This is a genomic window from Streptomyces sp. BB1-1-1 (genome assembly GCF_031597775.1).
Taxonomy (GTDB): domain Bacteria; phylum Actinomycetota; class Actinomycetes; order Streptomycetales; family Streptomycetaceae; genus Streptomyces; species Streptomyces thinghirensis.
The window spans coordinates 3138257-3160465 of sequence record NZ_CP134203.1 but is presented as its reverse complement, the minus strand read 5'-3'; the positions used below and the strand labels follow the sequence as shown (position 1 = coordinate 3160465).

Annotated in this window: 21 protein-coding genes; 12 read left to right on the top strand and 9 right to left on the bottom strand. The window is 70.7% G+C overall.

All coding sequences use genetic code 11. The features are described 5' to 3' along the window. Nucleotides 1-55 precede the first annotated feature (55 nt). Entirely contained in the window at nucleotides 56-1723 is a 1668-nt protein-coding gene (locus RI578_RS14400) for a fumarate hydratase (protein ID WP_193776494.1), read from the bottom strand. 201 nt (nucleotides 1724-1924) lie between these two features. On the opposite strand from RI578_RS14400, the gene RI578_RS14395 reads away from it, so the two are divergent. Together RI578_RS14395 and RI578_RS14390 are read left to right on the top strand one after the other, a co-directional pair. After that, a complete protein-coding gene (locus RI578_RS14395) occupies nucleotides 1925-2632 on the top strand; it encodes a DUF1707 domain-containing protein (RefSeq protein WP_310871467.1) in 708 nt (235 codons plus the stop codon). A gap of 104 nt (nucleotides 2633-2736) precedes the next feature. Beyond that, nucleotides 2737-3114, top strand: a complete 378-nt coding sequence (locus RI578_RS14390; protein ID WP_310871466.1) for a WhiB family transcriptional regulator — start codon at nucleotides 2737-2739, stop codon at nucleotides 3112-3114. Between the two features lie 429 nt (nucleotides 3115-3543). Here the strand turns inward: RI578_RS14390 and glpX are convergent, their stop codons facing one another. Further along, the gene (gene glpX, locus RI578_RS14385) at nucleotides 3544-4575 is read right to left on the bottom strand and encodes a class II fructose-bisphosphatase (RefSeq protein ID WP_310871465.1); all 1032 of its coding nucleotides are present in this window, start codon (nucleotides 4573-4575) and stop codon (nucleotides 3544-3546) included. A gap of 135 nt (nucleotides 4576-4710) precedes the next feature. On the opposite strand from glpX, the gene RI578_RS14380 reads away from it, so the two are divergent. After that, the gene (locus tag RI578_RS14380) at nucleotides 4711-5235 is read left to right on the top strand and encodes a DUF4245 domain-containing protein (RefSeq protein WP_310875760.1); all 525 of its coding nucleotides are present in this window, start codon (nucleotides 4711-4713) and stop codon (nucleotides 5233-5235) included. Nucleotides 5236-5322: 87 nt separating this feature from the next. On the opposite strand, the gene RI578_RS14375 is transcribed toward RI578_RS14380, so the two are convergent. Further along, on the bottom strand, nucleotides 5323-5913 hold the full coding sequence (locus RI578_RS14375; RefSeq protein WP_310871464.1) for a malonic semialdehyde reductase: 591 nt from the start codon (nucleotides 5911-5913) through the stop codon (nucleotides 5323-5325). 236 nt (nucleotides 5914-6149) lie between these two features. Here RI578_RS14375 and RI578_RS14370 point away from each other — a divergent pair, with 236 nt between their 5' ends. The 4 genes from RI578_RS14370 (at nucleotide 6150) to RI578_RS14355 (ending at nucleotide 10860) form a co-directional block, all read left to right on the top strand. Then, nucleotides 6150-7451 carry a nucleotide sugar dehydrogenase gene (locus tag RI578_RS14370; RefSeq protein WP_310871463.1) on the top strand — a complete coding sequence of 434 codons (1302 nt, stop codon included), beginning with the start codon at nucleotides 6150-6152 and terminating at the stop codon, nucleotides 7449-7451. Beyond that, the gene (locus tag RI578_RS14365; protein ID WP_310871462.1) at nucleotides 7448-8914 is read left to right on the top strand and encodes a glycosyltransferase; all 1467 of its coding nucleotides are present in this window, start codon (nucleotides 7448-7450) and stop codon (nucleotides 8912-8914) included. Before RI578_RS14370 ends, RI578_RS14365 begins: the two co-directional genes overlap by 4 nt. Before the next feature lie 100 nt (nucleotides 8915-9014). Next, entirely contained in the window at nucleotides 9015-10547 is a 1533-nt protein-coding gene (locus tag RI578_RS14360; RefSeq protein WP_310871461.1) for a polysaccharide deacetylase family protein, read from the top strand. Between the two features lie 94 nt (nucleotides 10548-10641). After that, the gene (locus tag RI578_RS14355; RefSeq protein ID WP_310871460.1) at nucleotides 10642-10860 is read left to right on the top strand and encodes a DUF4287 domain-containing protein; all 219 of its coding nucleotides are present in this window, start codon (nucleotides 10642-10644) and stop codon (nucleotides 10858-10860) included. A gap of 25 nt (nucleotides 10861-10885) precedes the next feature. On the opposite strand, the gene RI578_RS14350 is transcribed toward RI578_RS14355, so the two are convergent. The 3 genes from RI578_RS14350 to RI578_RS14340 all read right to left on the bottom strand — a co-directional run bounded on the left by RI578_RS14350 (nucleotide 10886) and on the right by RI578_RS14340 (nucleotide 13799). Next, a complete protein-coding gene (locus RI578_RS14350; protein ID WP_121748993.1) occupies nucleotides 10886-11131 on the bottom strand; it encodes an exodeoxyribonuclease VII small subunit in 246 nt (81 codons plus the stop codon). 9 nt (nucleotides 11132-11140) lie between these two features. Continuing rightward, nucleotides 11141-12349 (bottom strand): exodeoxyribonuclease VII large subunit, encoded by a 1209-nt coding sequence (xseA, locus tag RI578_RS14345; protein WP_310871459.1) that lies wholly within the window; start codon nucleotides 12347-12349, stop codon nucleotides 11141-11143. A 76-nt stretch (nucleotides 12350-12425) separates the two neighbouring features. After that, nucleotides 12426-13799, bottom strand: coding sequence for an APC family permease (locus RI578_RS14340; RefSeq protein ID WP_310871458.1), 1374 nt, complete (start codon nucleotides 13797-13799; stop codon nucleotides 12426-12428). 140 nt (nucleotides 13800-13939) lie between these two features. On the opposite strand from RI578_RS14340, the gene RI578_RS14335 reads away from it, so the two are divergent. After that, nucleotides 13940-14956: a 4-hydroxy-3-methylbut-2-enyl diphosphate reductase gene (locus tag RI578_RS14335; RefSeq protein WP_210964216.1), complete on the top strand. Its 1017-nt coding sequence runs from the start codon at nucleotides 13940-13942 to the stop codon at nucleotides 14954-14956. A 29-nt stretch (nucleotides 14957-14985) separates the two neighbouring features. Further along, the gene (ppgK, locus tag RI578_RS14330) at nucleotides 14986-15750 is read left to right on the top strand and encodes a polyphosphate--glucose phosphotransferase (RefSeq protein WP_310871457.1); all 765 of its coding nucleotides are present in this window, start codon (nucleotides 14986-14988) and stop codon (nucleotides 15748-15750) included. Between the two features lie 238 nt (nucleotides 15751-15988). Here ppgK and RI578_RS14325 read toward each other — a convergent pair whose 3' ends face one another. After that, complete coding sequence (locus RI578_RS14325) at nucleotides 15989-16630, bottom strand: DUF6542 domain-containing protein (protein ID WP_310871456.1); 642 nt, start codon at nucleotides 16628-16630, stop codon at nucleotides 15989-15991. A 185-nt stretch (nucleotides 16631-16815) separates the two neighbouring features. Here RI578_RS14325 and ychF point away from each other — a divergent pair, with 185 nt between their 5' ends. The 3 genes from ychF to RI578_RS14310 all read left to right on the top strand — a co-directional run bounded on the left by ychF (nucleotide 16816) and on the right by RI578_RS14310 (nucleotide 18865). After that, nucleotides 16816-17904: a redox-regulated ATPase YchF gene (ychF, locus tag RI578_RS14320; protein ID WP_310871455.1), complete on the top strand. Its 1089-nt coding sequence runs from the start codon at nucleotides 16816-16818 to the stop codon at nucleotides 17902-17904. Nucleotides 17905-18185: 281 nt separating this feature from the next. Further along, nucleotides 18186-18470 carry a hypothetical protein gene (locus RI578_RS14315; RefSeq protein ID WP_310871454.1) on the top strand — a complete coding sequence of 95 codons (285 nt, stop codon included), beginning with the start codon at nucleotides 18186-18188 and terminating at the stop codon, nucleotides 18468-18470. Then, nucleotides 18452-18865, top strand: coding sequence for a PIN domain-containing protein (locus RI578_RS14310; RefSeq protein ID WP_081551890.1), 414 nt, complete (start codon nucleotides 18452-18454; stop codon nucleotides 18863-18865). The genes RI578_RS14315 and RI578_RS14310 overlap by 19 nt, the downstream gene beginning before the upstream one ends. Before the next feature lie 16 nt (nucleotides 18866-18881). Here the strand turns inward: RI578_RS14310 and RI578_RS14305 are convergent, their stop codons facing one another. Both RI578_RS14305 and RI578_RS14300 read right to left on the bottom strand, forming a co-directional pair. After that, nucleotides 18882-20273, bottom strand: coding sequence for a hypothetical protein (locus RI578_RS14305; RefSeq protein WP_310871453.1), 1392 nt, complete (start codon nucleotides 20271-20273; stop codon nucleotides 18882-18884). Between the two features lie 139 nt (nucleotides 20274-20412). Next, complete coding sequence (locus RI578_RS14300; protein WP_310871452.1) at nucleotides 20413-22161, bottom strand: DUF6119 family protein; 1749 nt, start codon at nucleotides 22159-22161, stop codon at nucleotides 20413-20415. Between the last annotated feature and the right edge of the window lie 48 nt (nucleotides 22162-22209).

Sequence of the window (22209 nt, the reverse complement as noted above, 5' to 3'; positions counted from 1 at the left end):
AGCGTCCTGGACGCGACCACTGTTCCCCGTGGAGGTGAACCGTCACCGGCCGGGCTCAGGCGAGCCCGGGCCCCCGCACCGGAATGCTCGTGAACGTCGGCGCCGGCGCCGGGTCCTGGAAGAAGTCGTTGCCCTTGTCGTCCACCACGATGAACGCCGGGAAATCCTCGACCTCGATCTTCCAGACCGCCTCCATGCCGAGCTCCTCGTACTCGACGACCTCGACCTTCTTGATGCAGTCCTGGGCGAGGCGCGCCGCCGGACCGCCGATGGAGCCGAGGTAGAAGCCGCCGTGCGCGTCGCACGCGTCGGTGACCTGCTTGCTGCGGTTGCCCTTGGCCAGCATCACCTTGGAGCCGCCCGCCGCCTGGAACTGCTCGACGTAGGAGTCCATGCGCCCGGCCGTCGTCGGACCGAAGGACCCGGAGGCGTACCCCTCGGGAGTCTTCGCCGGACCGGCGTAGTACACCGGGTGGTCCTTGAGGTACTGCGGCATCTCCTCGCCCGCGTCCAGCCGCTCCTTGATCTTGGCGTGCGCGATGTCGCGGGCCACGACCAGCGGGCCGGTCAGGGAGAGCCGGGTCTTGACGGGGTGCTTCGTCAGCTCGGCGAGGATGTCGTCCATCGGCTGGTTGAGGTCGACCTTCACGACGTCACCGGCCTCGTCGAGGTGCTCGTCCGTCGTCTCCGGCAGGAACCGCGCGGGGTCGGTCTCCAGCTGCTCCAGGAAGACGCCCTCGGCGGTGATCTTCGCGACCGCCTGGCGGTCCGCCGAGCAGGACACGGCGATGGCGACCGGGCAGGACGCCCCGTGCCGGGGCAGCCGCACCACGCGCACGTCGTGGCAGAAGTACTTGCCGCCGAACTGCGCGCCGATGCCGATCTTCTGGGTCAGCTCGAAGACCTTCTCCTCCAGGTCCTGGTCCCGGAAACCGTGCCCGAGCTCCGAACCCTCGGCGGGGATCTCGTCCAGGTAGTGCGCGGAGGCGTACTTCGCGGTCTTCAGCGCGTACTCGGCCGACGTGCCGCCGACCACGATCGCCAGGTGGTACGGCGGGCAGGCGGCCGTGCCCAGCGAGCGGATCTTCTCCTCCAGGAACTTCATCATGGAGGCCTCGTTCAGGACGGCCTTCGTCTCCTGGTAGAGGAACGACTTGTTGGCGGAGCCGCCGCCCTTCGCCATGAAGAGGAACTTGTAGGCGCCGCCGTCGGTCGCGTACAGCTCGATCTGGGCCGGGAGGTTGGAGCCGGTGTTCTTCTCCTCCCACATGGTGAGCGGAGCCATCTGCGAGTAGCGCAGGTTCAGGTTCTTGTACGCGTCGTAGACGCCCCGGCTCAGGGCCTCCTCGTCGCCGCCCGCCGTCAGGACGTTCTGGCCGCGCTTGCCCATGACGATCGCCGTGCCGGTGTCCTGGCACATGGGCAGCACGCCCGCCGCCGCGATGTTCGCGTTCTTCAGCAGGTCCAGCGCCACGAACTTGTCGTTGCCCGACGCCTCGGGGTCGTCGATGATCCGGCGCAGCTGCGCCAGGTGGGCCGGGCGCAGGTAGTGCTGGATGTCGTGGATGGCCTCCTCGGCCAGCTTGCGCAGCGCCTCGGGCTCCACCTTGAGGAAGGTCCGCCCGTCGGCCTCGAAGGTGGAGACACCCTCGGAGGTCACCAGCCGGTACGGAGTGGTGTCCTCTCCCTGGGGGAGCAGATCGGTGTACGCGAACTCAGGCATCTCGCCCATTCCTCACTCGGCATCACGCGCGGCTGGATTCCTCAGCAACGACGGCTCGCCTCCATTGGCAGCGTCCACCAGCGTAAAACCTGCCGCCGGCGACGAGCTTGTGAGGTAAGGCTCAGTAGGGCGCGCACAGAGTTGAGACAAGGTTGTCCACAGGGGTAGTCGCGATCTATCGCGTTTCGGTACGCTGCTGCCGTGGACCTTCAGAAGCACGCCCAACCGCAGGACGCGGCACCCCGCGGCACCGCGGCGCCCGTCTCCGAGATGCGCGCCTCGGACGCCGACCGTGACCGCGTCACCGACATGCTGCGCGAGGCCCTCGCCGAGGGACGGCTCACCGCCGAGGAGCACGCCGAGCGCGTCGAGGGCGTGCTGGCCGCCAGGACGGTCGGTGAGCTGGACGTCTTCGTACAGGACCTGCCCGCCGCGCACACCGGGCGGGGCCCGGGCGCCGCCCCGGTCCCCAACCGCCCCACCGCCGGCCCCATCCCCGCCGAGGCCGACGAGAACCTGGTGGCGGTGTTCAGCAGCGCGGTCCGCAAGGGCCGCTGGCGGGCGAGCCGCCGCATCCACGCGTACGCGGTGTTCGGCAGCGTCGAGATAGACCTCAGCGAGGCGGTCTTCGAGCACCAGCAGGTCGTGATCAAGGCGTTCTCGGTCTTCGGCAGCGTCGAGGTGCGGGTCCCGGAGAACGTGTCGCTGCGCGGCGCGGGCGGCGGCGTGCTCGGCAGCTTCGAGGTCCACACACTCGACTCGGCCGAGGCGGAGGCCCCCGTCATCTACGTGGACGGCTGGGCGGTGCTGGGCAGCGTCGAGGCGCGCCCCAAGCGCGGCAGGGTCGTCGCGGACATCCTCGACCGGGTGCACCGCAAGGTCGACAAGGGTTTGCGCAAGCACTCGTAGCGCGGCACCGGCGGCGGTTGGAAACCCAGTGCATAGGCGCGCGTACAACGGGTAAGCCTTGACGCATCGTCTCTCGCTCGCGAAGCCGTCGTCAGGAGTAGACCGTGCTGCAACCGCCGCATTCGTCCCTGCAGGTAGCCGCCGTTCCGGCCCAGCGGGTGCCCGTGCGGGACAGGGACCAAGACGCTCCCTGGCACACCGAGGCGGTGTGCCGGCGCGACGAGGCCGGACTGTTCTTCGCACCCTCCAAGGAACCCACCGCCGCCCGCCTCTCCCGCGAGGAGGCGGCCAAGCGCGTCTGCGCGCGCTGTCCGGTCATGGTCGAGTGCCGCGAGCACGCCCTCCTGCAGCCCGAGCCCTACGGCGTCTGGGGCGGCCTCACCGCCGCCGAACGCCGCGTGGTCCTCGCGAGGCGCCGCCGCCGCGAGGTGGAACTGAAGAACGCCGCCCGCACGACGGGCCGCATAGCGGCGGCCGGCTGAACACGAACGCGACAAGGGCGCCCCCTCCGCACAGGGGGCGCCCGTGTCATGCCGTGGGGGCTGAGTGCCCCGAAGGGGCGCGGGGCTGTGTCCGATCTGCGGCTCCGCCGCGCGGACGCGACCAGCGGTGCCTTTTCATGCCGCGGGCCTGGCCGACCCAGGGGCGCGGGGCTGTGTCCGATCTGCGGCTCCGCCGCGCGGGCGCGACCAGCGGTGCCTTTTCATGCCGCGGGCCTAGCCGACCCAGGGGCGCGGGGCTGTGTCCGATCTGCGGCTTCGCCGCGCGGGCGCGACCAGCGGTGCCTTTTCATGCCGCGGACCTGGCCGACCCAGGGGCGCGGGGAACTGCGCGACCAGCCACAGCGCGCCCGCACTCGCCACGAGACAGGAACCCCCCACCTCAGAGCGCGCCCCGCACGCCCGACGGAGTCACTTCGCCCGGTCGAAGTCCACCGCGCTGTACGCCCGCAGCTTGCTCAGCCGGTGCTCGGAGTCGATCCGCCGCACCGTGCCCGACTTGGACCGCATGACGATCGAGTCGGTCGTGGCGGTCTCGGACCGGTACCGCACCCCGCGCAGCAGCTCACCGTCGGTGATGCCGGTCGCGACGAAGAAGACGTTGTCCCCGGAGACCAGGTCGTCGGTGGTCAGCACACGGTCCAGGTCGTGCCCGGCGTCGATCGCGCGCTGCCGCTCCTCGTCGTCCTTGGGCCACAGCTTGCCCTGGATGGTGCCACCCAGGCACTTCACGGCGCAGGCCGAGATGATGCCCTCCGGCGTGCCGCCGACGCCGAGCAGCAGGTCGATGCCGGTGCCCTCGCGCAGCGCCAGGATCGAGCCGGCCACGTCGCCGTCGGAGATCAGCTTGATGCGGGCGCCGGTGTCCCGGACCTCCTTGATGAGGCTCTGGTGCCGGGGCCGGTCGAGGATGACGACGGTGACGTCCTCGGGGGTGCGCCGCTTGGCCTTGGCGATCCGGCGGATGTTCACGGACACCGGCGCGTTGATGTCGACGAAGTCGGCGGCCTCCGGTCCGGTGACCAGCTTGTCCATGTAGAAGACCGCGGACGGGTCGAACATGGAGCCCCGCTCGGCGGCGGCCAGCACCGCGATGGCGTTGGTCATGCCGTTGGCGGTCAGCGTGGTGCCGTCGATCGGGTCGACGGCGATGTCGACCTCGGCCCCGGTCCCGTCGCCGACCCGCTCCCCGTTGAAGAGCATCGGGGCCTCGTCCTTCTCGCCCTCGCCGATGACGACGACGCCGTTCATCGAGACGGTGTGGACGAGGGTCCGCATGGCGCGCACCGCGGCGCCGTCGGCGCCGTTCTTGTCGCCGCGCCCGACCCACCGGCCGGCGGCCATCGCCGCGGCTTCGGTGACCCGCACGAGTTCCATGGCGAGGTTGCGGTCGGGGGCCTCTGAGGGGACGTCCAGTTCGGACGGCAGATGATGCTCGGTCATCGGAGCGCACCTTTCTGATACGACGACGGCCGGATGAGGGTGTGAGCCGCACTCTATCGTCAGTCCGACAAAATGAGCAGGGGACCCCACGTATGAGCGGATCAGGCACCTGCGACGATAGGGGGCGTGGCAGGTATGCAAGGCAAGCAGAAGTCGGCCCGGGACATGATCCTCTCCCTCGGGCTCATCGTGCTCGCGGCGGGCGTGATCTGGATCTTCATTCCGCACGACGACGGCGAGCCCCCCGTCAAGCGGGTGGACTACCGGGTCGAGCTGCTGACCGCGCAGCGCGCGGCGTCGTATCCGGTGGCGGCGCCGGAGGGCCTCTCCGAGGACTGGAAGCCGACCTCCGTCCGCTTCCGGGGTGACGAGTTCGAGGCCTGGCACCTGGGCTTCCGCGCCCCGGACGGCGAGTACGTGGCGGTCGAGCAGTCCACGCAGAAGCCGTCCACGTTCATCGACGACGCCAGCCAGGGAGCACGGGAGACCGAGGCGACTCAGGAGATCGGCGGCCGGACGTGGACCCGGTACACGGGCGGCCGGTACGACGCGCTGGTGCTGCACGACGCGGACGGGATGAAGGGCGCGACGACGGTCGTGGCGGGCACGGGCTCGTTCGACCAGCTGGGCAGGATGGCGGCGGCGCTGAAGCTGACGTGAGCGTCCGCCGCACGCGGACGACGTGACGAAGCCCCCGGCGAGGTGCCGGGGGCTTCGTCACGTCATCGGACATCGGGGCCGCGCGGCTCAGACCGTGGTGACGACCTGGTCGTACGCCAGGCGCGGGGAGCGCGGGAACCAGGCGTCCGGGCCCGGGCGGCCGATGTTGACGACCATCAGCGGGGTGTGGTCGTCGTCCAGGAACTCCTTGCGGACGCCCTCGAAGTCGAGGCCGGTCATCGGGCCGGCGGCGAGCCCCGCGGCGCGGACGCCGACGATGAAGTACGCGGCCTGCAGGGCGGCGTTCAGCGTGGCGGCACCCTCGCGGACCGGGCGCTCACTGAAGAAGGCGTCCTTGGCCTGCGGGAAGTGCGGGAAGAGCTCGGGCAGCTCCTCGTGGAACTCGTTGTCCGCCGACAGGATCGCGACCAGCGGGGCGGCGGCCGTCTTGGGCCGGTTGCCCTCGGCCATGTGCCGGACGAGACGCTCACGGGCCTCGGGGGAGCGGACCAGCGTGATGCGCAGCGGCGACTGGTTGAAGGCGGTCGGGCCGTACTTGACCAGGTCGTAGATCGCCTGCACCTGCTCGTCGGTCACCGGCTCGTCGGTGAAGGTGTTCGCGGTGCGGGCCTCGCGGAACAGCAGGTCCTGGGCGGCGGGGTCAAGAACGAGAGACATACGTGATCTTCCTCGGGGTGTGCGTCGGCGCTCCGCGCGATCGGTGGGGAGCCGTTGACGCGTACGACGCTACGCGAAAGAAGTTCAACTTTCAACCAAAACGGGAACGCGGTGATCCGCTTCACACGGCCGCAGGGGTGAGCCGCAGGGGTGAAGAGGGCCGGTGCGCCGCGGCGCCAGGCGTGTCGGACAGGCGGGGTGCGTGGGAAGTACGCCTATATGACGACGTGAAATTCATGTCACATGGTGATGTAGCCGGACTCACCGTCGCGGTCGTAGGACTCGGCTACGTAGGACTGCCCACCGCACTCGCGCTCTCGGACGCGGGCGCGACGGTCATCGGCATCGACAACGACCCGGCCCGGCTGGGGGCGATCGCCCGGGGAGCCGTGGACCTGCTCCCGCTGCACCACGCCCAGCTCGCCGTCGCCTCGGCAGGCGACGGCTTCCGGCTCGCCTCCGACGCCACGGCCGTGGGAACCGCGGACGCCGTGGTCGTCTGCGTGCCCACCCCCGTCGACGCCCGGCGCGAACCCGATCTCACCGCACTGTCCGCCGCCTGCGCCTCGGTGGTGGAACACGCCGTGCCCGGGCAGCTGATCGTGCTCACCTCCACCAGCTACGTGGGCACCACCCGGGACCTGCTCGTCGAACCGCTGCGCGCCCGCGGACTCGCCGCCGATGAGGACGTGTACGTGGCCTTCGCCCCCGAACGCATCGACCCCGGCAACGAACAGCACACCCCCGAACGCACCCCGCGCCTGGTCGGCGGCGCGGGCCCGCGCAGCACCCGGGCCGCTGCCGCCCTGCTGGCGCCGACGGCCTCCGGCATCCGGACCGTCGCCGACCCTGAGACCGCCGAGATGGCGAAGCTCTGGGAGAACACCTACCGCGCCGTCAACATCGCCCTGGCCAACGAACTGGCCGACGCCTGCCACGTCCTGGGCCTCGCCCCCGTCCCGGTCATCGAGGCGGCGGCGACCAAACCGTACGGATTCATGCCGTTCTACCCGGGGCCCGGGGTGGGCGGTCACTGCATTCCCTGCGACCCCCACTACCTGCTGTGGCAGCTGGGCAAGGTCCGCCAGCAGGCCCCGGTGACGGCGACCGCGCTGGCCGCCAACACCGGCCGCCCCGGGCGGATCACCGAACGGGCCCTGGAACTGCTCGCGAGGTCCGCCGTCCCCGCGCCGGGCGCCCGGGTGCTGCTGATCGGCGTCGCCTACAAGGAGGGCGTGGCGGACGTACGGGAGAGCCCCGCGCTGGAGATCATCGACCGGCTCACCGCGGCCGGCGCGGACGTCGCGTACTGCGACCCCCTGGTGCCGTCGGTCCGCGTCGGCGCGGGCACGCTGCACCATGTGCCGGACCCCCACACCAGCCCCTGGGACCTGGTCGTCCTGCACACCGTCCACCCCGTGCACGACCTGGAGTGGCTCCGCGCCGCCGGCTCCCCGCCCCTCCTGGACACCCGCCAGCGCGGAGCCCTGGCGGCTACCCGGGCCGCGGTCACGGCCGAGGCCGAGGTCACCGCATGACCGTCCTCCGCCCGGGCCGCGCACCGGCCGCCTCCCCGCTCCGTACCGGCGTCCGCCACCTGCTGGGCACCCGGCTGGACGCCCTGGAACCCGGCGTCCGCCGCGACGTCGTGCGGCTGCTGACCCTCGTGGCGCTGCTGCCCCTGCTGCTGCTCCTGGCCCGCCGTGCGGTCCGCCTGCCCCACGGCTTCGACCTGCTGACCCTCTACGGCCTGACCGTCCTGGCCGGCACGATCTGCCTCCTCCACCTCGCCTACAGCCGCTACGACGACCCGGCCGTACGCCCCCTGCGCCGACGCCCGCGCCACGCCCAGGCGTTCCCGGCCCTCCCGGCACAGCCCCGGGTGAGCTTCCTGCTGGCCGTGCGCAACGAACGCGCGCACATCGAGGCCTGTGTGCGTTCCATGGCCGCCGTCGACTACCCGGACCTCCAGCTCGTCGTGGTCGACGACGCCTCCGACGACGGCACGGCGGACGTACTGCGCCGTCTCGCCGGGGAACTGCCGCTCACCCTCATCCGGCTGGAGGAGAACCTCGGCAAGAAGGGGGCGCTCGTGCGCGCCTGTGCCGTCGCCGACGGGGACGTCCTGCTGTTCACCGACTCCGACTGCGTCGTCGCACCGGACGCCGTACGGCACTGCGTCAACGCCATGGCCCGGCACCCGGAACTGGGCGCGGTCAGCGGCCACTGTCGGGCGCTCAACACCGACGCCGGACTGCTGGCCCGGGTCCAGGACGTCTGGTACGAGGGCCAGTTCCGCATCACCAAGGCAGCCGAGGCCGCCTTCGGCTCGGTGTCCTGCGTCTCCGGACCGCTCGCCGCGTTCCGCCGCGAGGCGATCTACAACTACCTGCCCGCCTGGGCCGAGGACCGTTTCCTCGGCGCCCCCTTCCGCTTCGCCACCGACCGTCAGCTCACCGGCTACGTCCTCGGCCAGGCCTGGCACGGCCGCGCGCTCAAGGACCGGCACGCCGACTCCCCGTTCGTCCGCGAGCACGACTACCCCGAGCTGCGCTGGGAGGTCGGCTACAGCCGCGCCGCCCGCGTGTGGACCCGGGTGCCGTCCCGGCCCGCCTCCTTCCTGCGGCAGCAGATCCGCTGGAAGAAGAGCTTCATCCGGAACCTGTTCTTCACCGGCCGCTTCATGTGGCGCCGGGGTCCGGCCGCCGCCGCGCTCTTCTACGGGCACGCCCTGTGGGTGATCGCGGCGCCGGTGCTGGTCGTACGGCACCTGGTGTGGGCGCCGCTGCACCTGGCCGGCCTGCTGACCCTGCTGTACCTGTGCGGGGTCGTCCTCAAGGGATGCGTCTGGGGCATCGCCTACCGGCTCGACCACCCCGGCGACCGGGCCTGGCGCTGCCGCCCCCTGATGAGCCTGCTGTCCTGCTGCGTACTGGCCTGGCTGCTGCCGTACGCCCTGCTCACCCTGCGCCGCAACGTCTGGTCGAGGAGTGCCGCATGAGAAGCCTTCTGCACGGGGTGGGCCGTGCTCTCGCAGTCGGCGTCACGTTCGCCGTCATCGTGCTGGTCTACCTGTTCGTCGTCTCCCGAGGACGGCCGCTGTGAAGCGCGACGACGCCCGTGGAGACCGGCAAGGGCGACGACCGCTGCTGCGCGCCGCCCTCGGGCTGCTCGCACTGGCCGTGGTCGCGCTGCCCTTCACCGCCGCCTGGCAGTACGACGCCTTCCGCCGGGCGGTGGCCCACCAGGCGGCGCCCCCGCCCGCGCCCGGCGCCGCCGGCGTCGACGCCGGGGCGGCCCCCGCCGGGAGCGCGCCGGTCGTCCTCGCCTACCACGACATCGGCCCCGACGACCGCAGCCGGTACACCGTCTCCCCGGCGCACTTCGACGCCCAGCTGCGCGCCCTGCGCGAGGCGGGTTACCGCACGCTCTCCACCCGGGAGTTCACCGACTTCCTGCGCACCGGCCGCACACCCGCGCCGCGCACCGTCTACCTCACCTTCGACGACGGCACACACGGGCTGTGGGTGCACGCCGACCGGATCCTGGCCAGGTACGGGATGACGGCCGCGGCCTACCTGATCACCGGGCAGGTGGGCACCCACCGGCCGTACTACCTCTCCTGGGCCGAGGTCGAACGGATGGCACGGTCCGGGCGCTGGGACTTCCAGGCCCACACCCACCTCAGTCACGAACGTGTCCCGGTGGACTCCGCCGGGCACGAGCGATCGGCGTTCACGAACCGGTTGTGGCTGACCGACGAGGGGCGCGTCGAGACCCGGGACGAGTACCGGCGCCGTATCGCGGCAGACCTGGACCAGTCGGTCCGCGACCTCACGGAGCACGGTCTGCCCCGGCCGGAGCTGTTCGCCTACCCCTTCTCGGAGCGGATGGGCGAGTCCAACCTCGGCCGGCGCGGGGCCGACGCCCTGCGGACACTGCTGCGGGACCGTTTCACGGCGACCCTCACCAACAGCGCGGACCGGCCGCTGCCCCCGGGCCGGCGAGCGGCCGCCGCCGGGCAGGTGCAGCGACTCGGGGTGACCCGGGACACCACACCGGCCGGCCTGCTGCGGGAACTCGCCCGCTGGGCCCCGGTGGCGCCGTCCGGCGTCGAGCGGCCGCTGTCCCACCCGGGACACTGGCGTGTGACCGGCGACGGGGAGCCGGTCGGCCTGGGGGCGCTCACCGGCGAGGGCAGCCGCCCGCGCGGCACGGACTACGTCTCGGCCGCATACCGCCCCGTCGCCACCGCCGACTGGACCACCTACCGCGTCGAGGCCACGGCCCGCGGACTGCGGGGTACCACCAATGGCGTCGGCATCACCGTACGGTCCGACAGCGAGCATCCGGTGGCGCTCTCGGTCGGCCGCAACACCGCGAGCCTCACCGCACCCGACTCGGGCGGCACGGACGAGCGGCCGTCCTGCCGGCTCGACCCCTCCGGCACGCACAGGATCACCGTCGCGGTGACGCCCGAGCGGGTGCGGGTGACCATCGACGGCCGACCCTGCATGACGGTCCGTGCCGACTGGCGGCGAGCGGCGGAGGGGGCCGGAGGCTTTGCGCTCAGCGTGCGCAACAGCGGGCCGGACGGGCCGTGGCCCCGCTTCGCCTCACTCAGGATCGAGTGACGCGAATCACGCGTGCCGGGCGACCACTTCGCCTGCCGCCAGCGGTCGAAAGAGGGGACCGCACCGCCGCCACACACCGATGGAGCGCACTGACATGACGACCGACAGCACCGTAAAGGGCCCCGCCTCCTACTTCCCGTCGATCGAGAAGAAGTACGGCCGCCCGGTCGCGGAGTGGAAGGAACTGATCCGCTCCTCGCCGCTCACCAAGCACATGGAGCTCGTCGCCTGGCTCAAGTCCGAGCACTCACTGGGCCACGGACACGCCAACGCGCTCGTCGCGCACACCCTCGCCGAGGACAGCGGGAAGTAGCCCGCCCGTCTCCGCGCGGGCGCGGCTAGCCGTCCTCGTCCTCCGCCCCGGCCTCCTCGGCCAGCGCCGCGTCGAGGCGGGCCCGGGCGCCGTCCAGCCAGCGGCGGCAGACCTTCGCCAGCTCCTCGCCCCGCTCCCACAGGGCGAGGGACTCCTCCAGCGTCGTGCCGCCGGCCTCCAGCCGCCGTACGACCTCGATCAGCTCGTCCCTCGCCTGCTCGTACCCGAGCGCCTCGGACACGGCCGTCGGCTGCTCCACCTCGCTGGTCATCCACCCACCCTATGCCTCGACTCGTACGGAGAAATCGCCCTCGGCGACGCGTGCGCGCAGCGTTTCGCCCGGCTCCACCTCGCCCGGGTCACGGACGGCGTGGCCGTCGGCCCGCTGCAGCACGGCGTACCCGCGCTTCAGGGTCGCGGCGGGGGAGAGGGCCACCACGCGCGCGTGCGTGTGCGTCAGCTCGGAGTCGGCCCGGTCGAGGTGGTGCCGCAGCGTGCGGCGGCCCCTCTCCAGCAGGGCCGTGACCTGCTCGGCCCGCTCGTCGATCATCCGGTGCGGATCCTGTATCGACGGCCGGGCCAGCGCGTGGGCCAGCCCCCGCTCCTCGCGGTCGACGTACGCCGCCACACAGCGGCGCGCACGGTCCCGGAGCTGGCGCACCCGCTCGTACTCCTCGCCGACGTCCGGTACGACCTTCTTCGCGGCGTCGGTCGGCGTGGAGGCGCGCAGGTCGGCGACATGGTCGAGGAGCGGATTGTCCGGCTCGTGGCCGATCGCCGAGACGACCGGCGTACGGCAGGCGGCGACCGCCCGGATCAGCTGCTCGTCGGAGAACGGCAGCAGATCCTCCACGCTGCCGCCACCCCGCGCGACGACGATCACGTCCACGTCGTCCATCGCGTCCAGCTCCTTCACCGCCTGCACCACCTGCGGCACGGCGTGCACGCCCTGCACGGGGACGTTGCGCACCTCGAAGCGGACGGCGGGCCAGCGGCGCCGGGCGTTCTCCAGGACGTCCCGCTCGGCCGCCGACGCCCGCCCGCACACCAGGCCGATCAGCTGCGGCAGGAACGGCAGCGTCTTCTTCCGCTCCGGCGCGAACAGCCCCTCGCGCGCGAGTGCCTTCTTCAGCTGCTCCAGGCGCGCGAGCAGCTCCCCGACACCCACCGGCTTGATCTCGGCGGCCCGCAGCGACAGCTGCCCGCGCGGCGCGTACCACTCCGGCTTGGCGTGCACGACGACGCGCGCGCCCTCGCCCACCACGTCCGCCACCGCGTCGAACACCTGCCGGTAGCAGGTCACGCTCACGGAGATGTCGTGCGACGGGTCGCGCAGCGTCAGGAACACGACACCGGCACCCGGCCGCCGCGACAACTGCGTGATCTGCCCCTCGACCCACACCGCGCCGAGCCGGTCGATCCAGCCCCCGATCAGCCGGGACACCTCACCCACGGGCAGCGGGCTTTCGGGAGTCGAGTTAACAGCCATGCGCCCGAGCGTAACGGCCGGGTGTGACAACCCACCCCGGCACGCAGCGCCCTTCGCCGGGCCCGGCGAACCCGCCTCACGCCCCCACCGAGCGCCTCCCGCGCGCCTGCACCGCCAGTACCACCAACCCCACCGCCAGCCAGATCGCCCCGACCACCTGCGCGGTCCACGACGCCTCCACGATCACCGCGATGGTGATCGCCGCCCCCAGCGCCGGAATCAGCGCGTGGCGCCACCAGCTCACCGTGTCACCGAGGCGCCGGACGACGAACCAGCCCACCACGCTCACGTGAAGCAGCGTGAACGCGGTCAGCGCGCCGACGTCGACCACCGACACCAGATGGTCGAGACCGTCGTCCCGACGGGCCGCCCACACCGCCGCCACCATGGTGATCACGGCGGAGACCAGCAGCGCCACGCGCGGCACCCCGGAGTCCGTCCGCGACAGCACCTTCGGCAGCCGCCGGTCGCGGCCCATCGCGAACAGCAGCCGCCCGGCCGCCGCCTGTCCGGCCAGCGCCGCGAACGCCGCGCCGATCGCCTTGCTCACCGCCACCAGGTCGTGCAGCCACGTTCCGACCGACGCGTCCACGGCGTCGTAGAACGCCGACCCCTGCCGTTCCGGCTCCGCCGCGAGCTGGGCGGAGGACACCGGCTCCAGCAGCGCCACCAGATACGTCTGCGCCACGAACAGCACGCCCGCCAGCGCCAGGCAGAACAGCAGCGCACGCGCGACCTTCGCCGAGCCGCCGGTGACCTCCTCCGCGAAGGTCGCGATCGCGTCGAAACCCAGGTACGACAGCACCGCGACCGACACCGCGCCGACCACCGCCGACAGCGCGAACGCCCCCTGCGTGCCGTCCCCGGACAGCGGCGACAGCCAGCCGCGCTCGGCCCCGTCGCGCGCGAGGACGACGCTCGCCGCCACCACGAACACGAGCAGCACCACAATCTCCATGGCGAGCACCAGGAAGCCCACCCGGGCCGCCGCGCGCACCCCCCACAGGTTCAGCAGCGTCGTGACGACCACCGCGATCGCCGTCCACACCCACCGCGACACCTCCGGAACCAGCGCCTCCATCGCGATGCCGGAGAAGAGATACGCCACCGCCGGGATGAGGACGTAGTCCAGCATCGCCATCCAGCCGGCGACGAACCCGGCCCCGTTGCCGAGCCCCGCGCGCGCGTACGCGAAAACCGACCCCGCCTGGGGGACCACCCGCACCATCTGCGCGTAGCTGAACGCGGTGAACGCCATCGCGATCGTGGCGACGACGTACACCAGAGCCACCGCGCCGTGCGACTTGGCGTCCAGCGTGCCGAACACGCCGACCGGCGCCATCGGCGCGATGAACAGGAGCCCGTAGACGACCAGGTCCCTGAAGCCCAGGCTGCGCTTCAGCTGGTGTTCCTCACCGGCCCCCTGGGCCGCCGTACCGGTCTCGGACATCGTGCCTCCGCCAGCGCATCGGACTGTGCCTCGGAACGTTCCCGTCAGCGTCCACTTCAACGTCCACTTCAACGTCCCCGTCAGTCTCCCGGGCGACGTCGTACCCACGCGATCTTTGACCCGCCGAACGCGGCCTTACGATGGGTGCCATGACTGCTTCGCCTGGCCGCCGTGTCCTGCTCGCCGCCCCCCGTGGCTACTGCGCGGGTGTGGACCGCGCCGTGATCGCCGTCGAGAAAGCCCTGGAGCAGTACGGAGCTCCCGTCTACGTCCGGCACGAGATCGTCCACAACAAGTACGTCGTCCAGACCCTGGAGAAGAAGGGCGCCATCTTCGTCGAGCAGACGGAGGAGGTCCCCGAGGGGAACATCGTCATGTTCTCCGCGCACGGCGTGGCCCCCGTCGTCCATGAGGAGGCCGAACGCGGCAAGCTCGCCACCATCGACGCCACCTGCCCGCTCGTCACCAAGGTGCACAAGGAAGCCGTCCGCTTCGCGAGCGACGACTACGACATCCTCCTGATCGGCCATGAGGGCCACGAGGAGGTCATCGGCACCTCCGGCGAGGCCCCCGACCACATCCAGCTCGTCGACGGTCCCGAGGACGTCGCGAAGGTCGAGGTCCGCGACCCGTCCAAGGTCGTCTGGCTCTCCCAGACCACCCTCTCCGTCGACGAGACCATGGAGACCGTCGACGCGCTCAAGGACAAGTTCCCGCAGCTCATCTCCCCGCCGAGCGACGACATCTGCTACGCCACGCAGAACCGCCAGCTCGCCGTGAAGCAGATGGGCGCCGAGGCCGAGCTGGTGATCGTGGTCGGCTCGCGCAACTCCTCCAACTCCAAGCGCCTCGTCGAGGTCGCCAAGCAGGCCGGCTCCCGCGAGGCGTACCTGGTGGACTTCGCCGACGAGATCGACGAGTCCTGGCTGGAGGGCGTCACCACGGTCGGCGTCACCTCCGGCGCCTCCGTCCCGGACGTGCTGGTCGAGCAGGTCCTGGAGTGGCTGTCGCAGCGCGGCTTCGAGGACGTGGAGATCGTCAAGGCCGCCGAGGAGTCGATCATCTTCTCGCTGCCCAAGGAGCTCCGCCGCGACCTGCGCGAGGAGGCGGCTTCCCTGGTGGCGGAGCGGGGCGGCTCCGGTACGGCCGGGGCGTGACCGTCAGTCGTCCGTCGTAACGTGGTGCCATGCAGATCTTCGGCGTGGACATCGGCGGATCCGGGATCAAGGGCGCCCCTGTGGACCTCGACAGGGGCGACCTGGCCCAGGAGCGCTGCAAGGTACTGACCCCGCACCCGGCGACCCCCGACGGCGTGGCCGACGGGGTGAAGCAGGTCGTCGAGCACTTCGGCTGGACCGGGCCGGTCGGACTCACCTTCCCGGGCGTGGTCACGGGCGGCGCGATGGTCCGCACGGCGGCCAACGTCGACAAGAGCTGGGTCGACACGGACGCGCGCGCCCTGTTCAGTGAGCGGCTCGGCGGGCTCGACGTGACGGTCGTCAACGACGCGGACGCGGCGGGCGTCGCCGAGATGCACTTCGGCGCCGGCCGCGACCGGAAGGGCACGGTCGTCCTGCTCACCTTCGGCACCGGCATCGGCAGCGCCGTCTTCACCGACGGCGTCCTCGTCCCGAACAGCGAGCTGGGCCACCTGGAGCTGGACGGACACGACGCGGAGAAACGCGCCTCCAGCAAGGTCAAGGAGGACCACGACCTGTCCTGGGAGCACTGGGCCCACCGGGTGCAGCGCTATCTCGCCCACGTCGAGATGCTGTTCTCACCCGAGCTGTTCGTCATCGGCGGCGGGGTCAGCCGCAAGGCGCACAAGTTCCTGCACTACATCGAGGGCGTCCAGGCCGAGATCGTCCCCGCGCAGCTCCAGAACAACGCCGGGATCGTGGGGGCGGCGATGCGGGCGGCGGAGGGAAACGGCCGGCCGGTCGTGGGGTGAAGCTGTGGGTCGTGGGCTGAGCTTCGGTCGCGCGGGTGAAGCTGTCGGTCGCGGGCTGGGCCTGCCGGTCTCGGGCTGAGCCCCGGTCGTGGGCTGAAGCTGTCGGCTTCGGGCTGAGCCTGCCGGTCTCGGGCTGAAGCTGCCGGTCTCGGCTGAGTTCCGGCCACGGACTGAAGCTGCCGGTCTCGGCTGAGTTCCGGCCACGGACTGAGCCTGCCGGTCTCGGCTGAACCTGCCGTCACGCGGCCGTACGCTCCCGGACGGCGGCCCGACGGCGGCGCCGCAGCAGCCGGACCCTCCGGACGATCACGGTCGACCCCGCGACCAGCGTCCCGCCGTACAGCCAGCCCGCCTCCGTGGCCAGGGCGGTGACGAGCCCCATCAGCCGCCCTCCCACCCCCTTGCCGCTCTCGGCGACGGTCACCAGGCCCACGGCGAAGGCGATCGGCACGACGACGGGGGCGGTCAGCAGATCGCCCCTGCGCACCCAGAGCGCGGTGAGCAGGCACACCGGCAGGAACAGCACGCCGTACACCGTCAGGGACGCGCCGAACAGCAACTGGTCGAGGAAGCCGAGCACCAGCATCACCGCCGCGCAGAACAGGCCGCTGCCCAGCCCGGTCAGCCGCGGGTTGGGCATCCCGCGCAGGGCACGCGGCGCCCGCACCACCGGCGGCCCGGACCGCTCCGCCGGCGCACCGGAGCGCACCGGCGGCCGTCCCGTGGCCGGCCTGCGCGGAGCGCCGCCCGCACCCGGTCCGACCGGGCGCGCGACGGCCCGCCCGACCGCGGCGCCGCCCGCTCCCCGCCCCTGCGGGGGCAGCGGCGCCCGGCCCCGTCGCGGTCCGTACTGCGCAGGTCGCGTCCTGTGTTGCTCCACTGGACCAACTTAGGTCGGTTTATGTGCCGAATAGCCCGACAGACACGCCGTCGGTCCGAGCTTGGCCGAGCGTTCGACACCGCGCGGGTCCGGTACCGGCCACCCCGTAGACTGGTGGATCGGCCCTGCCTGGCCCGCCCAACCCCCTCCACCCCTCCGCATCCTCACGTACGGGAAGTCGCAACGTGTCGCTCACGATCGGAATCGTCGGTCTGCCCAATGTCGGCAAGTCGACCCTGTTCAACGCCCTGACCAAGAACGACGTGCTGGCGGCCAACTACCCGTTCGCCACGATCGAGCCCAACGTCGGCGTCGTGGGCGTCCCCGACCCCCGCCTGACGAAGCTGGCCGAGATCTTCTCCTCGGACAAGGTCCTCCCGGCGACGGTCGACTTCGTCGACATCGCGGGCATCGTGCGCGGCGCGAGCGAGGGCGAGGGCCTGGGCAACAAGTTCCTCGCCAACATCCGCGAGTCCGACGCGATCTGCCAGGTCATCCGCGCCTTCAAGGACGAGAACGTCGTCCACGTCGACGGCAAGGTCTCGCCCAAGGACGACATCGAGACGATCAACACCGAGCTGATCCTCGCCGACCTCCAGACCATCGAGAAGGTCCTCCCGCGCCTCCAGAAGGAGTCCCGGATCAAGAAGGACGTGGCGCCCAAGGTCAAGGCGGTCGAGGAGGCCAAGGAGATCCTGGAGAAGGGCGACACGCTCTTCGCGCACGGCATCCTCCAGGGCAGCGAGCGCGCCGAGCTCCTCCACGACCTGCACCTCCTCACCACCAAGCCCTTCCTCTACGTCTTCAACGTCGACGAGGACGAGCTGACGGACGAGGACTTCAAGAACGAGCAGCGCGCCCTGGTCGCCCCCGCCGAGGCGATCTTCCTCAACGCCAAGCTGGAGGCGGACCTCGCCGAGCTGGACGAGGACGAGGCCCTGGAGCTCCTCCAGTCCGTCGGCCAGGAGGAGCCCGGCCTCGCCACCCTCGCCCACGTCGGCTTCCGCACCCTCGGCCTGCAGACCTACCTGACCGCCGGCCCCAAGGAATCCCGCGCCTGGACCATCAACAAGGGCGCCACCGCCCCCGAGGCCGCCGGTGTCATCCACACCGACTTCCAGAAGGGCTTCATCAAGGCCGAGGTCATCTCCTACGACGACCTGGTGACCACCGGCTCGGTCGCCGAGGCCCGCGCCAAGGGCAAGGCGCGCATGGAGGGCAAGGACTATGTGATGCAGGACGGGGACGTCGTGGAGTTCCGCTTCAATGTGTGACGGGTGACATAACACCACGTCGCTGATCTGGCAAACGTGCAGGTCAGATGGGGTCCGACTCTTCGGAGTCGGGCCCTTTGTTTTTTCCCGTGCTGGGATGGTGCTGGGATAGCTGATCCCTCGTCACCTGTCGTCATCCCTGGTCATTCGTACCGTGCTGGGATCGTGTTGGGATGGGATGGGGGTGCCCGTGCTGGGATCTGTGTGAGCGGGGCGCTGACCGAGCTGTGAAGGTAGTGCGGACGTGGCGCTTTTCCTACTCGTTTGACACAATCGGGGGCATGGCTGAGGCGACGTACAGCATCGGGGAAGGGCCGGCGACGCGGGTGAGCTTGTCGCTGCCGGAGGGGACCGCGGAGGCGATCCGGGCTCGGGTGGGCAAGCGGGAGTTCTCCGCGTTCATCGCCGAGGCGGTCGAGCGTGAGCTGCGCGGGCAGGTCCTGGACGAGTACCTGGCGGACTACGAGAGCCGCAAGGGGCCGGTCGCCGAGCCGGCTCGTCAGCGGGCGCGGCAGGTCTTCGACGAGGTGTTCGCCGAGGAGGCCGAGTGGCCCGCCGCCGGCTGAGTCACGAGGGGACCCTGGTCCTCGACAGCGAGGGGCTCTCGAAGCTGCTCGCTGACGACGAGCAGGTGGTGGCTCTGATCGCTGAGGCGCGCTCGCGTGGCATGGAGGTCGTGATCAGTGCGCTCACCATCATCGAGGCCGTCCACGCCCGTACGAACAAGTCACGCCTGAACTGGGTGCTTTCCGGGCTGCGGGTCGTCCCGGTCGGTGACGAGGAGGCGAGGGCTGCCTCGAAGTTGCTGATGAATGCCGGGTTGCACGGGCACAAGTACGCGATCGATGCGGCCGTCGCCGAGGCCGCGCTGCGACAGCACCGCCCCGTGGTCATGCTGACTTCCGATATTGACGACATGGCTAAGCTGTGCGGCGAGCGGGTCCGGCTCGTGGCGGTGTGACTTCCCTTGGTCCGGCTCAGTAGGAGCGGGGTCCGTAGGGGCTCCAGTGACCGAGGAAGGGCTTGAGGTCGTCGCCGCTGGGTTTCGGCGGCGTGGGCAGTTTCGGCGCTGAGGCCGATTCGGTGAGGTTTTGGAGGTGCGCATCCGCGAACGCGAGCCACGCCTCGACCTCGGTGCGCTCCTGCCCGGGCGGAAGTGATGTGGCATGGACGCCTACTGCTGCGACGTATTCAGTCAGGCGGCTGGCCTGGTACCAGGTGTCTGCCTGTTCTCCGAGGCGTTTGACGCGGTAGGCGTGGGCGTAGGCGGCGTGGGCTTCCTGCATGGCGGCTTCCCAGCGCTTTTGCTGTACCTCTCTGGCTTGCTGGTCTGCAAGGCGTTTGCGTTCTGCAGCCTCGCCGCGGAGTCCGACCTCCTGCACGATCTCGGCGAGTTGTTCTTCCAGAGGCCGCTCGGGGAGATCTGCCCATTCGCTTGCACGGTGCGGGCTGCCGCCGCGGAGTATGAAGCGTAGGCGGCTGGAGGGGGTGTAGTCGAAGCGGGGGATACGCATCCATGAGTACTTCTTGGCGTCGGCGAGTTCCTTGTCTGTGGGGACGTGTTCGCTGCGGTCCTGTTCTTGGAGGACGAGGAATCCGACACTTTCGCCTTGGGCAGAGATGGAGAAGTGCGGTGGTGCCTTGCGGCGCCGATGGGGCGGGGGCGCGCCTTGTGTGGTTCCGAGCGATGCCTTGTGGCCTTGGGCTGTGGTGGCGGCGATGAGGGTTTGGATGATGCGCAGGGCTCGGCCCTGGAGGGGTTTGGTCAGGCCCATGGGCTGCGGCTGCTTTTGGAGGGCGGCCACGACGGCATGGGGTTTGGTGAGTCTGGCCGGCACAGGGAGCGGGGTGAGTTCCGCGAGGCGCCAGGCAGGGATGTCGAACAGCTTGATCTCGTAGCCGCGGTGGGTGCGGTATCCGTGGAGTTCCTGCGTGTGGGGGATCTTGCCGGACTTGCGGGCGGCGTTGACCCGTGACGCCCAATTCACCGCGTGCGGGCCGGATTCGATGGGCTTGATGAGACAGCCGTCGTTCGCAACCGCCAGTTCATCGAGTAGCTGGTCCGCGTAGTTCGCAAGGGCCTTCGGCACGGCTCGGGGGCGCGGCGGTGCCGGTTCTCGGGCGGGGCGCTCCGGCGGTCGGGTGCTCTGCTCCACGGGGCAGATGCCGCGTTCGATGAGATGCTGCCGCCCCTTCTCGGTGAGGTGGGCGCTCCAATGCCCGCGGCGTTTGGTGACTTTGATGAGCCCTCGGTTCTGCAGGGCTTGTCCGCTGGTCTTGTACGTGCTGTCCGGCCAGACTCCGTCGGGACACCCCTGGCCCACCCAGCCGAGCACGGCCTGCTGCCGCTTGTTGAGGGCCTGTTCCATGTAGCCTCCCGCCGTTCCCTGGGTGCCCTGACCCCGGAGACGATGCCCGCTGCCCTTGCGGGAATTCTGGGTTGTTGAAAGGACTCCTCGTTCGGATGAGAGATATAGAGGGCGTGTTTACGGCGAGAGTCCCGGGCGGCTACGCAGCCTCGTCGCGCATGGCGGACTGGGCCGACTCGCTTTCGACGCCGATGACTTCGACGGTCACGCCGCGAGCGGCGAGGGCCTTCGCGGTCTGGGCCAGGGTGATGGCGGAGAACGGGAAGAGGGAGTCCGGCGTGAGCTTGGCTCCGTCCTTCAGAAGGATCGCGAAGACGACGAGGCGCGGGGTGAAGTCCTCGGGGATGCTGCGGGCCGGATCGCTGTTCACGTGTACGGACCGGGCGAACTCCGCGCGCACGGCCGCGTTCTCGAAGAGGAGCTCAACGGAGACGCGAGCCTGGCTGAACAGGTGACTCAGCGGGCTCGAGGAGTGCGCGGGCTTCACGAGGACAAGAGTGTCGTCCTCGGTGAACAGGTCGCAGATCTCGACGGAGTTGCTTGCCCGAAAGGGGTTGTGGACATTCTTCTTGTCCAGGCAGACCCAGCCGCGACGGGCCTGGGCGGCCAGCTTGTTGTAGTCGCCTTCGTCTGCGGGACGCATCACGCGCATACCCTTCCTGTTGAGCTTCTCGACGAGCGGCCAGCGGGGGAGATCGACTGAGGGCGCGTCGGGGAACAAGGGAGCCACGGTCTCGTTGACGTTGCGCAGGTAGCCCGCCCCGAGCTCGTACCACTCACCGTCGAGCAGACAGAACGTGCGGGAGCTGAGGGAGAAGGTGGCCTCGATCCACTTCATGGCGGTTTCCTTGGACAGGGCTTCCAGGGAGGCGGTGCGCGGGGCGAGCGCGGTACGTGCGGAGAGCGTGTCACGAAACAGTTCGACGGTGCCCTGCCGGAGCGCCGTGACGCGGGCGCCTGCCTTGATCACACGGGCCCGCTCCAGGACGTAGTCGAGACTGAACTCGTCCCGGAGGTGGGGCGGGCAGGACCCGATCCTGATGGTGCAGGCGGTGGACCGGGGCAGGTCGGTGCTCTGGGAGAAGGGGACGGCGGTGATGATCCGGCCGTCTGCGGGACGGCCGAGCGTGGCGTCCAGTTCCGCGTCGAGCGCGTCGATGAGGGAAGGGTCCTTGACCGCGGTGATGTGCTCGACGAAGGCCAGGTCGGGGTGGGGAACGACGTGCTCGCAGATCGCGGCGATGGCGCGGATGTCCTTGATCAGTGTGGCGGGGGTGGTGCCGAGTTTGATTCGGAGACCGATGCCGCCCTCCGCGGTCATGGCCCCGTTCCTGGTGCCACTCCCTGCGGTGAGGTCGACTTCGTCGAGGTAGCCGCCGAGGTGGCGGATGATCCGCCCGTGGTCCCGGAGTCCGAGTGCCGGTACGGAGGCGCCGGCATGGATCAGGGAACTGTCGATGCGCGCCTGGCCGAGGACGCTGGCGGTGAAGTCCCGCACCTGACGCGGGTTGATGGCGCGGATACCGAAGGACAGACCGAAGTGCGCGTCCTTGAGCTGGGCGGGGAGAAGCCGGTAGCCCTGGTCGAAGCCGATCGCGTACACCACGTCGTCGACGGCGAGTACGAGCAGTGCGCCGGTGCGCTGCTCGCTCTGCAGCAGGTCCGATTCGGCGGCGAGCCGGAGGACATCCTTGCCCCAGGCGGCTTCCTCCTTCGCTACGGCGAAGGACACCGCGAGGGCGGGAACTCCCATGTGATCGCTGACGTCGCGCACGACCGCGTCCAGGGTGTCGAGGGCGCCGACGTCGAGGGCTTCGAGCATCGACTCAGGGGTCGCATTGACGTGGGTCAGGCGGTACAGGGTGCGCTTCGACGCGGTGCTGGACACAGAGGTCTCCTGGGGCGAGGTTGCGGTGCGGTTCGGTAACACGAGCGG

Excerpts from the sequence above, each read along its gene's own strand:
- glpX (WP_310871465.1), bottom strand. The coding sequence starts at position 4,575 with ATGACCGAGCATCATCTGCCGTCCGAACTGGACGTCCCCTCAGAGGCC.
- RI578_RS14400 (WP_193776494.1), bottom strand. The coding sequence starts at position 1,723 with ATGCCTGAGTTCGCGTACACCGATCTGCTCCCCCAGGGAGAGGACACC.
- RI578_RS14365 (WP_310871462.1), top strand. The coding sequence starts at position 7,448 with ATGACCGTCCTCCGCCCGGGCCGCGCACCGGCCGCCTCCCCGCTCCGT.
- RI578_RS14350 (WP_121748993.1), bottom strand. The coding sequence starts at position 11,131 with ATGACCAGCGAGGTGGAGCAGCCGACGGCCGTGTCCGAGGCGCTCGGG.
- RI578_RS14340 (WP_310871458.1), bottom strand. The coding sequence starts at position 13,799 with ATGTCCGAGACCGGTACGGCGGCCCAGGGGGCCGGTGAGGAACACCAG.
- RI578_RS14370 (WP_310871463.1), top strand. The coding sequence starts at position 6,150 with ATGTCACATGGTGATGTAGCCGGACTCACCGTCGCGGTCGTAGGACTC.
- RI578_RS14355 (WP_310871460.1), top strand. The coding sequence starts at position 10,642 with ATGACGACCGACAGCACCGTAAAGGGCCCCGCCTCCTACTTCCCGTCG.
- RI578_RS14315 (WP_310871454.1), top strand. The coding sequence starts at position 18,186 with ATGGCTGAGGCGACGTACAGCATCGGGGAAGGGCCGGCGACGCGGGTG.
- RI578_RS14335 (WP_210964216.1), top strand. The coding sequence starts at position 13,940 with ATGGGTGCCATGACTGCTTCGCCTGGCCGCCGTGTCCTGCTCGCCGCC.
- RI578_RS14305 (WP_310871453.1), bottom strand. The coding sequence starts at position 20,273 with ATGGAACAGGCCCTCAACAAGCGGCAGCAGGCCGTGCTCGGCTGGGTG.
- xseA (WP_310871459.1), bottom strand. The coding sequence starts at position 12,349 with ATGGCTGTTAACTCGACTCCCGAAAGCCCGCTGCCCGTGGGTGAGGTG.
- RI578_RS14380 (WP_310875760.1), top strand. The coding sequence starts at position 4,711 with ATGCAAGGCAAGCAGAAGTCGGCCCGGGACATGATCCTCTCCCTCGGG.
- ppgK (WP_310871457.1), top strand. The coding sequence starts at position 14,986 with ATGCAGATCTTCGGCGTGGACATCGGCGGATCCGGGATCAAGGGCGCC.
- RI578_RS14375 (WP_310871464.1), bottom strand. The coding sequence starts at position 5,913 with ATGTCTCTCGTTCTTGACCCCGCCGCCCAGGACCTGCTGTTCCGCGAG.